This is a genomic window from Streptomyces bobili (genome assembly GCF_002154575.1).
GTDB lineage: Bacteria > Actinomycetota > Actinomycetes > Streptomycetales > Streptomycetaceae > Streptomyces > Streptomyces bobili.
Map to the genome: position 1 here is coordinate 1 of NZ_MUBA01000186.1, position 7,957 is coordinate 7,957.

At 72.2% G+C, this 7,957-nt stretch carries 8 protein-coding genes; 3 read left to right on the plus strand and 5 right to left on the minus strand.

All coding sequences use genetic code 11. The features are described 5' to 3' along the window. Positions 1-177 precede the first annotated feature (177 nt). The 3 genes from BZL64_RS15900 (at position 178) to BZL64_RS15910 (ending at position 2,750) form a co-directional block, all read left to right on the plus strand. Complete coding sequence (locus BZL64_RS15900) at positions 178-1,173, plus strand: Gfo/Idh/MocA family protein (protein WP_086769843.1); 996 nt, start codon at positions 178-180, stop codon at positions 1,171-1,173. 72 nt (positions 1,174-1,245) lie between these two features. Further along, entirely contained in the window at positions 1,246-1,866 is a 621-nt protein-coding gene (locus BZL64_RS15905; RefSeq protein WP_086769844.1) for a TetR/AcrR family transcriptional regulator, read from the plus strand. Between the two features lie 158 nt (positions 1,867-2,024). Then, positions 2,025-2,750 carry a bifunctional DNA primase/polymerase gene (locus tag BZL64_RS15910; protein ID WP_086769845.1) on the plus strand — a complete coding sequence of 242 codons (726 nt, stop codon included), beginning with the start codon at positions 2,025-2,027 and terminating at the stop codon, positions 2,748-2,750. Between the two features lie 55 nt (positions 2,751-2,805). Here the strand turns inward: BZL64_RS15910 and BZL64_RS15915 are convergent, their stop codons facing one another. From BZL64_RS15915 to BZL64_RS15935, 5 genes are all read right to left on the minus strand, one after another. Further along, positions 2,806-3,816, minus strand: coding sequence for an SCO2278 family lipoprotein (locus BZL64_RS15915; RefSeq protein WP_086769846.1), 1,011 nt, complete (start codon positions 3,814-3,816; stop codon positions 2,806-2,808). Next, positions 3,764-4,648, minus strand: a complete 885-nt coding sequence (gene efeU, locus BZL64_RS15920) for an iron uptake transporter permease EfeU (protein WP_086769847.1) — start codon at positions 4,646-4,648, stop codon at positions 3,764-3,766. Before efeU ends, BZL64_RS15915 begins: the two co-directional genes overlap by 53 nt. A gap of 3 nt (positions 4,649-4,651) precedes the next feature. Continuing rightward, entirely contained in the window at positions 4,652-5,905 is a 1,254-nt protein-coding gene (gene efeB / locus BZL64_RS15925) for an iron uptake transporter deferrochelatase/peroxidase subunit (protein WP_086769848.1), read from the minus strand. Between the two features lie 43 nt (positions 5,906-5,948). Continuing rightward, positions 5,949-7,091 carry an iron uptake system protein EfeO gene (gene efeO / locus BZL64_RS15930; protein ID WP_086769849.1) on the minus strand — a complete coding sequence of 381 codons (1,143 nt, stop codon included), beginning with the start codon at positions 7,089-7,091 and terminating at the stop codon, positions 5,949-5,951. A gap of 209 nt (positions 7,092-7,300) precedes the next feature. Then, a partial coding sequence (locus BZL64_RS15935; RefSeq protein WP_086769850.1) for a heme ABC transporter ATP-binding protein occupies positions 7,301-7,957 on the minus strand: 657 nt, incomplete at its 5' end.

Here is a 7,957-nt window from a genome sequence, read left to right on the forward strand (position 1 = left end):
GCCCGGCCACGCCCCCCTGCCCGGTCACAGCCCCCTGCCCGGTCTCGGCCGCCTGCGACACGTCCGGTATCGCCCCACCCTCGGCCATGTGGCCCCTCCCTCGGTGACGTCTGCGCCACCTATGCTCTCAGCTCGTACGGATCGTACGGACTGCTGGGACGGCATGAGGGTGGGCGCATGACGACGGACACGGTGCGGTGGGGGATTCTGGCGACCGGCGGGATAGCCGCCGCGTTCACCGCGGACCTGATCGACCTGCCGGACGCGGAGGTGGTGGCGGTCGCGTCACGCACCGAGGCGTCGGCGGGGGCGTTCGCCGAGCGTTTCGGGATACCCCGGGCGTACGGCGACTGGGAGACGCTCGCCAAGGACGCGGACATCGATGTCGTCTACGTCGCCACCCCGCACTCCGCGCACCGCGACGCCGCCGGGCTCTGCCTGGAGGCCGGCCGCAACGTGCTGTGCGAGAAGGCGTTCACGCTGAACCTGCGCGAGGCCACCGAACTCGTCGCGCTGGCCCGCGACAACGACCGCTTCCTGATGGAAGCCATGTGGATGTACTGCAACCCCGTCATCCGCCGCCTGAAGGCCCTCGTCGACGACGGCGCGATCGGTGAAGTACGGACCGTGCAGGCCGACTTCGGCCTGGAGGGCCCCTTCCCGCCCTCGCACCGGCTGCGCGACCCCGCCCAGGGCGGCGGCGCCCTCCTCGACCTCGGCGTCTACCCGGTCTCCTTCGCCCACCTGCTGCTGGGCGAGCCCACGAGCGTCTCCGCGCAGGCCGTGATCTCCGCCGAGGGCGTCGACCTCCAGACGGTGGCGGCCCTGTCCTGGGACTCCGGCGCGCTGGCCGCGCTGCACTGTTCCCTCGTGGGCGGTACGGGCGTCACCGCGTCGGTCACCGGCACCCGCGGCCGTATCGACATCCCGGCGGGCTTCTTCCACCCCGACCGCTTTGTCCTGCACCGGGCCGGCCGCGACCCGGAGGAGTTCACCGCCGACCCGGCCGACGGGCCCCGCACGACGATGCGGCACGAGGCGCGTGAGGTGATGCGCGCGCTGCGGGCCGGGGAGACCGAGTCCCCGCTCGTCCCGCTCGACGGCACCCTCGCCGTGATGCGGACCCTGGACACCGTCCGGGAGCGGATCGGCGTGCGGTACCCGGGGGAGTGACCACCCGCGAGCGGACTCTCGCCCGGCCCGATGGCGAGACGGCCCGTCTCATGTTCTTGGTACCGTCGTCCCATGGTCACCCAGTCCGGAAAGCCGGCCCCCGACACCACCCGCCGCAGCGAGCGGTCCCGGCGCGCCATCTATGACGCCGCGCTCGCCCTGGTGGCGGAGGTCGGCTACCCGCGGACCACCATCGAGGGCATCGCCGCCCGCGCGGGCGTCGGCAAGCAGACGATCTACCGCTGGTGGGGTTCGAAGGCCGACGTCCTGCTGGAGGCGTTCCTCGACCTCAGCCACCAGGCCTCCCGTGAGGCGGGCGAGGACTTCGTCATCCCGGACACCGGTGACCTCGCCGCCGACATCAAGGCCGTGCTGCGGGCCACCGTCGACCAGCTGACGGACCCCCGCTTCGAGGCGCCCTCCCGCGCCCTCGCCGCCGAGGGAGTCGTCAACGAGGAGGTCGGCCGCCGCTTCATGACCCAGCTCATGGAACCCAGCCTCCAGCTGTACGTCGACCGGCTGCGCGCCGCCCAGCGGGCCGGCCAGGTCCGCCCCGAGATCGACCCGCGCATCGCCCTGGAGTTCTTCATCTCCCCGCTGGCCCAGCGCTGGCTCCAGTACACGGGCCCGATCTCGTACGAGTACACCGACACCCTCGTCGACTACGCCCTGTACGGCCTCGCACCCCGCTGACCGCCCCCGCCGACCACGCCGATGTCACGCGCTGTGCCCCATGTGGCACATCCGTACCCCTCGCCCCACCTGCCCCTTTTGGGGCTCCGGACCCCCGATGCGCCAGATGGTGGGACCATAGGGCATGCTGTCCGCACCACAGCGAGGCGAGGGGATAGATGAGCGCGGAGTTCGACGGCCGGACCGGCAAACAGGGCAAAATCTCCCAGTGGCTGCGGGGCCGCCGCCCCAAGGAAGCCGCCGACGACGGCGGCCGTGAAGACCTGCTCCTCGCCGCCGCCGCGGCCGGGCTGCCGCTCGCGCCCGCCGCCCACCCGGTCTCGGGATACCGCTGCTCCTGCGACCGCGTCGGCTGTCCGACGCCCGGCCGGCACCCGCTCTCCTTCGCCTGGCACACGCAGTCCACCACCGACCGCGCCCAGATCGAGCGCTGGGCCCGGCACCAGCCGCAGGCCAACTTCATCACCGCGACCGGCACGACCCACGACGTCCTCGACGTCCCCCTGGACGCCGGCCGCGAGGCCCTGGAGCGACTGCTCGCCGCCGGTGTCGAGGTCGGCCCGGTCGCCGAGAGCGACGACGGCCGCATGCTGTTCTTCACCCTCACGCGGGGCACCCCCGAGGACGAGGACGAGTGGTGGCCCTGCCAGCTGGACTGTCACCCCGAGACGATGGACGAGCACCCGGGCCTGCGCTGGCACTGCCGGGGCTCCTACGTCCTGGTCCCCCCGGCCCGCCTCCCCGGTGACGACGGCCAGGCCGTGCACTGGTTCCGAGGCCCCGAACACCCCCTGCCGGACCCCCTCACCCTCCTGGAGTCCCTGACCGACGCCTGCGCCAAGTACGCGGGCGAGGACCAGGCGACCTGGCCCACCCGCCACTGAGCGGGGGCGGCGGCCGCACTCGTCCCTCGCGAGCCCTGCTCACCCTGGGCGAGCCCTACTCGCCCTTCGCCGCCGTGAGCCCTTCCAGCCGGCTCGTCATCGACACCTTGCCCGCGCCGGAGGCGGCCGGCACCACGGCCATCTCGTTGGCGACGAACTCCATCGTCAGCGACTGCTTGATCTCCCCGGTGGTCAACGCCCGGACGTTCCGGTTGGGCGCCGGCACCGCCGCCCCCGCGGCCGCCGTCTGCTTCACGTAGTGGTGCGTGGCGAAGAACACCACCGCCCCGCCGTCCGCCGTGCGCAGCGCCAGAGGCGCGAAGTCGCCGTTGCTCAGCGGCTCGTCGATGTACTGCGTGGCCAGTCCCGGCTTGCTGGCGTTCTTCGCCCGCGTGGCGCGCAGCTCACTGGTGTACGCACCGTCGGCGAACGTGCCCCCGCCGTCCTTGAGGTACGTCGTGTAGTCGGCGCTCAAGCCGGCGGGCGAGCGCGTCAGTTGGGCGGTGTCGACCGGTACGGCCTCGGCCCAGCCGTCCTTGTCCTTGGGGAACTCGGGCAGCGCGCCCGGCGCCACCAGTGTGAGGTACGCCGCCTGCCACCGCTCGGCCAGGCCGCCGCGGGTGAACACCAGTACCCAGCGCGCGTCGCCGCCCTTGTTGGCCTGCGCGTCGGCGACGAACCAGCGGGGCCAGCCCGGCTTCTCGGGGATGGTGTAGTTGACGTCGGTCAGCGTCAGCGGCGTGTGCTGCGGGTTGCCGTCGGGGTAGTTGACGTGCCCCGCCTTCAGCCGTGCCGCGTCGATCGCGCCGAGCGCCCCGGTGGTGTACTCGGCGTCGAGAGAGGGGTCGTACGCCGCGTCCGCCTTGTTGTAGGCGGCCGTGAACTGCTCGACCGCCTTGGCGGCTTCGGCCTTCGTGGCCGAGGGGAGCACCTCGCGCTCCCCGTGGACCACGACACATCCGCTCGCCGTCAGCGTGACGGCGGTGAGCGAGACGGCGATCAGTGCGTCACGGTCACGTCCGCGGCGCCGCGGACGGCCGGTCGTCAGGCTGCGTTCCCTGGTCATCAGGTGCGTTCACCCTCCCCTTTCCGGAGGCGAACCCTACCGGGACGAGGAACAGCGCGAGGGTCGGCACCAGGTAGAGCAGCCACACCGTGACCTGGACGACGGTCGGATCGGGCTGGAAGTTGAACACGCCCTTCAGGAGCGTGCCGTACCAACTGTCGGGCGGGATCGTGCCGGTGACGTCGAAGGCCTTCTCCGTCAGACCCGGCACCCAGTCGGCCTCCTGGAGGTCGTGGACGCCGTACGCCAGCACGCCCGCCGCGACGACGACCAGCATGCCGCCCGTCCAGGTGAAGAACTTCGCCAGGTTGATGCGCAGGGCGCCCCGGTAGAACAGCCAGCCCAGGAGGACCGCCGTGGCCAGACCGAGGGCCACGCCGATCAGCGGGCGCGGGGTGCCGTCACCGGCCGCGTGCACCGACGCCCACACGAACAGGGCCGTCTCCAGGCCCTCCCGGCCCACGGCGAGGAACGCGGTGGCGACCAGCGCGCCGGTGCCCATGGCGAGGGCGGCGTCGAGCTTGCCGTGCAGCTCGGACCTCAGGTGCCGGGCGGTGCGCCGCATCCAGAACACCATCCACGTCACGAGGATGACGGCCAGGATCGACAGGGAGCCGCCGAGGGCCTCCTTCGCCTCGAACGTCAGGTCCTGGGAGCCGAATTCGAGGGCGGAGCCGAAGCCCAGCGACAGCAGCACCGCGACGGCTATGCCCGTCCAGACCGGCTTCAGGGCGTCGCGGCGGCCGGTCTTGACCAGGTAGGCGATGAGGATGCAGACGACGAGTGAGGCCTCCAGGCCCTCGCGCAGTCCGATGAGGTAGTTGGAGAACACGGGCTAGGCCTCCTTGGCGAACAGTGTGCGGCCCCACCAGTCGTCCGCGTCCCGGACGCCGGGCGGGATCGCGAAGACGGCCGAACCCACGTGCTGGATGTACTCGTTGAGCGCGTCGGTCGCGAGGTTGCGCTGCACGGGGATGAACCCCTCGCGCACGTCGCGCTGGTAGGCGAGGAAGAACAGGCCCGCGTCCAGCCGGCCCAGACCGTCGGTGCCGTCGGTGAAGGAGTAGCCGCGGCGCAGGAGCGTCGCCCCGTGGTTGGAGTCGGGGTGCGCGAGCCGTACGTGCGCGTCCGGCTTCATGGCCTTCAGGAACGGCTCGTCGCGCTCCTTGGCCTTGCCGACCGGGGCGCCCTCGCCCTTGTCGCGGCCGAAGATGTCCTCCTGCTCCTGGAGCGAGGTGCGGTCCCAGGTCTCGATGTGCATGCGGATGCGGCGGGCCACGAGATAGGAGCCGCCGGTCATCCAGGCGGGGCCGTCCTTCTCGCCGACCCAGACGAACTTCTCCAGCCGGTCCGTCTCGGTGCCCGCGATGTTGCGGGTGCCGTCCTTGAAGCCCATCAGGTTGCGCGGGGTCTGCGCGTCGGGCGTGGTGGAGGACGTCTTGCCGAAGCCGAGCTGCGACCAGCGGATGACGGCCTTGCCCATGCCGATCCGGGCCAGGTTGCGGATCGCGTGCACCGCGACCTGCGGGTCGTCCGCGCAGGCCTGCACGCACAGGTCGCCGCCGCTGCGGTTCGCGTCCAGGTTGTCCCCGGCGAACTTGGGCAGGTCCACCAGCGCCTCGGGCCGCTGCCCGGCGAGCCCGAACCTGCCGAACAGGGACGGCCCGAAGCCGATCGTCAGCGTCAGCCGGGACGGCTTGAGGCCCAGCGCCTCGCCGGTGTCGTCCGGCGGCGCCTCGGCGAGCCCGCCGTAGGCACCCTCGCCCACCGCCTTGCCCGCCGTCAGCTGCCGGGCGGCCCGCGTCCAGTCCTTCAACAGCTCGACGAGCTCGGCCCGGTCGGTGGTCGTCACGTCGAACGCGGCGAAGTGCAGCCGGTCCTGGACAGGCGTGGCGATGCCCGCCTGCCGGGCGCCGTGGAAGGCGATCGCGCCGCCCGCCGCGGCGCCGGCCGGGTCGACGTCGTTCCCGGTCCGCGTCATCGCGGCAGCGCCGCCGGCCGCGGCGGCGCCGAGCGCGAGGCCCGCACCGCCCCAGCCGATCAGCGCACGCCGGCTGGGCGCGGGCGGGGTGCTGTCCGTGTCCGTCATGTCGGTGAAGCCTTCCCGCTCACTGGGCTACTGGGCTACTGGGCTACTTGGCTACGGCGGCGGCGAGCTTGGAGAGCGGCTCCGCGAGCGCGTTCACCGCGTCCGACAGCTCCTTGCGGCCAGCGGCGCCCACCTTGTCGTAGGAGGTGAACTCGTAGGACGACGTGTTCGGGCGGTACTTGTCGAGCAGCGTGTTCAGCGCGGTGAACTGCTTGTCCAGCTCGGTGACCAGTGCCGGGTCGTTCTCCTTGGCGACCGGCTCCAGCAGGTCGAAGGCCTTCTCGGCGCCCTCGACGTTGGCCTTGAAGTCGACCAGGTCGGTGTGCGAGTAGCGCTCCTCCTCGCCGGTGACCTTGCCGGTGGCGACCTCGTCGAGGAGTTCCTTGGCGCCGTTGGCCATCGAGGTCGGGCTGATCTCGGCCTTGCCGACCCGCTTCTGCCAGTCGGTCAGGTCGGTGACGAGCTGGCCGGCGAGGGTCTTCTCCTCGGCGGTGATCTTCTTGTCCTGCCAGAGGGCCTTCTCCAGGCGGTGCCAGCCGGTGAACTTCTGCCCGTCCTCCAGGCCGTCCTCGCGGACGTCGACCTTCGGGTCGATGTCGCCGAAGGACTCGGCGACCGGCTCCGTGCGCTCCCAGCCGATGCGCGAGGGTGCGTACGCCTTCTTGGCGGCCTCCAGATCGCCGGCCTCGACGGCCTTCACGAAGGCCTCGACCTTGGGCAGGGTCTCGTCGGCCTGCGCCTGGGAGTAGGCCCGGTAGGCGGCCACGGCTTTGTCGAGGCGCGGGTCGCGCGCGGCGGCGGCGCTGCCGCCGGTGACCTTGAGGTCCTGGCGGATGCCGTCGCCCTTCATGCCCGGCTTGCAGGCGATCAGGTAACTGCCGGCCTTCACCTCGGCGGTGACCCGCTGCTTGGTGCCGGGGCCTATGTTCTCCCGTTCGGTCACCACCCGGTCGTCGGGGAAGAGCAGGTAGACCTCGGTGACCTTGGAACCCTTGTTCTCGATGGCGAGTTCGACGTGCCCGGCCGCGATCTCCTTGGTGGTCGTCTCGCACTTGTCGTCGGTCGCGGTCACGCCGATCACCCGGTCGCCGGCCCCGGCGTCGCTCTTCTCGGTGCAGCCCGTGACGGCGGTCAGGGCCGCGACGGCAGCGGCGGCGGTGGCGACGGAGAGTCTGGCGGCGCGCATGAGGGCTCCCAGCGTGGCTGAAAAGGTACGTGACAGGGTTCACAGGTCTCAGTGAGGCTCGCCTAACTTATCCAAGGCTTACCTGCGCAATACCCTCCCGGACCGTGATTCACCTCTCATGGACGCTGTAAGGGCACGACCCGATCACGGTGGCTCAAACCGGACCCCATGGTCCGGTCAAGTCCATCCATAGGGAGACCAAAGGAAGTTCAAAGGCCGCGGCGCGGGGTCACCAGGACCGCGCCCGTCCGGGGATGGGGGAGCACCTCGACCGGCTGGTCGTAGACCTCCGACAGCAGCCCCTCGGTGAACACCTCGGCGGGCGGACCGTCCGCCGCCACCCGGCCGGCCCGCAGGATCGCGACCCGGTGCGCGTAGGCCGCCGCGAGCCCCAGGTCGTGCAGGACGACCACCACCGCGTCGCCCGCCGCCGCCCGCTCCCGGCACAGCCGCAGCACCAACTCCTGGTGTCTGAGGTCCAGGGCGGCCGTCGGCTCGTCCAGCAGCAGCAGCGGGGTGCCCTGGGCGAGGACGCGGGCGAGCGCCACCCGGGCCCGCTCGCCGCCGCTCAGCGCGGAGAACGGGCGGGCGGCGAACGCGGTCACCTCGGTCGCGGCCATCGCCCCGGCCACCGCCAGGTCGTCCTCGGCGGGGGAGGAGGCGTGCGGCGCCCGGCCCATCCGCACCACGTCCGCCACGGTGAACGGGAAGGACAGCGCGGCGGCCTGCGGCAGCACCGCCCGGCGCAGGGCCAGTTCGGGCGCCGTCCACTCCCCGACCGGCCGGCCGTGGATCCGTACGACGCCCTCGGTGGCCGGCAGGTCGGCGGCCAGCGCGCCCAACAGGGTGGACTTGCCCGCCCCGTT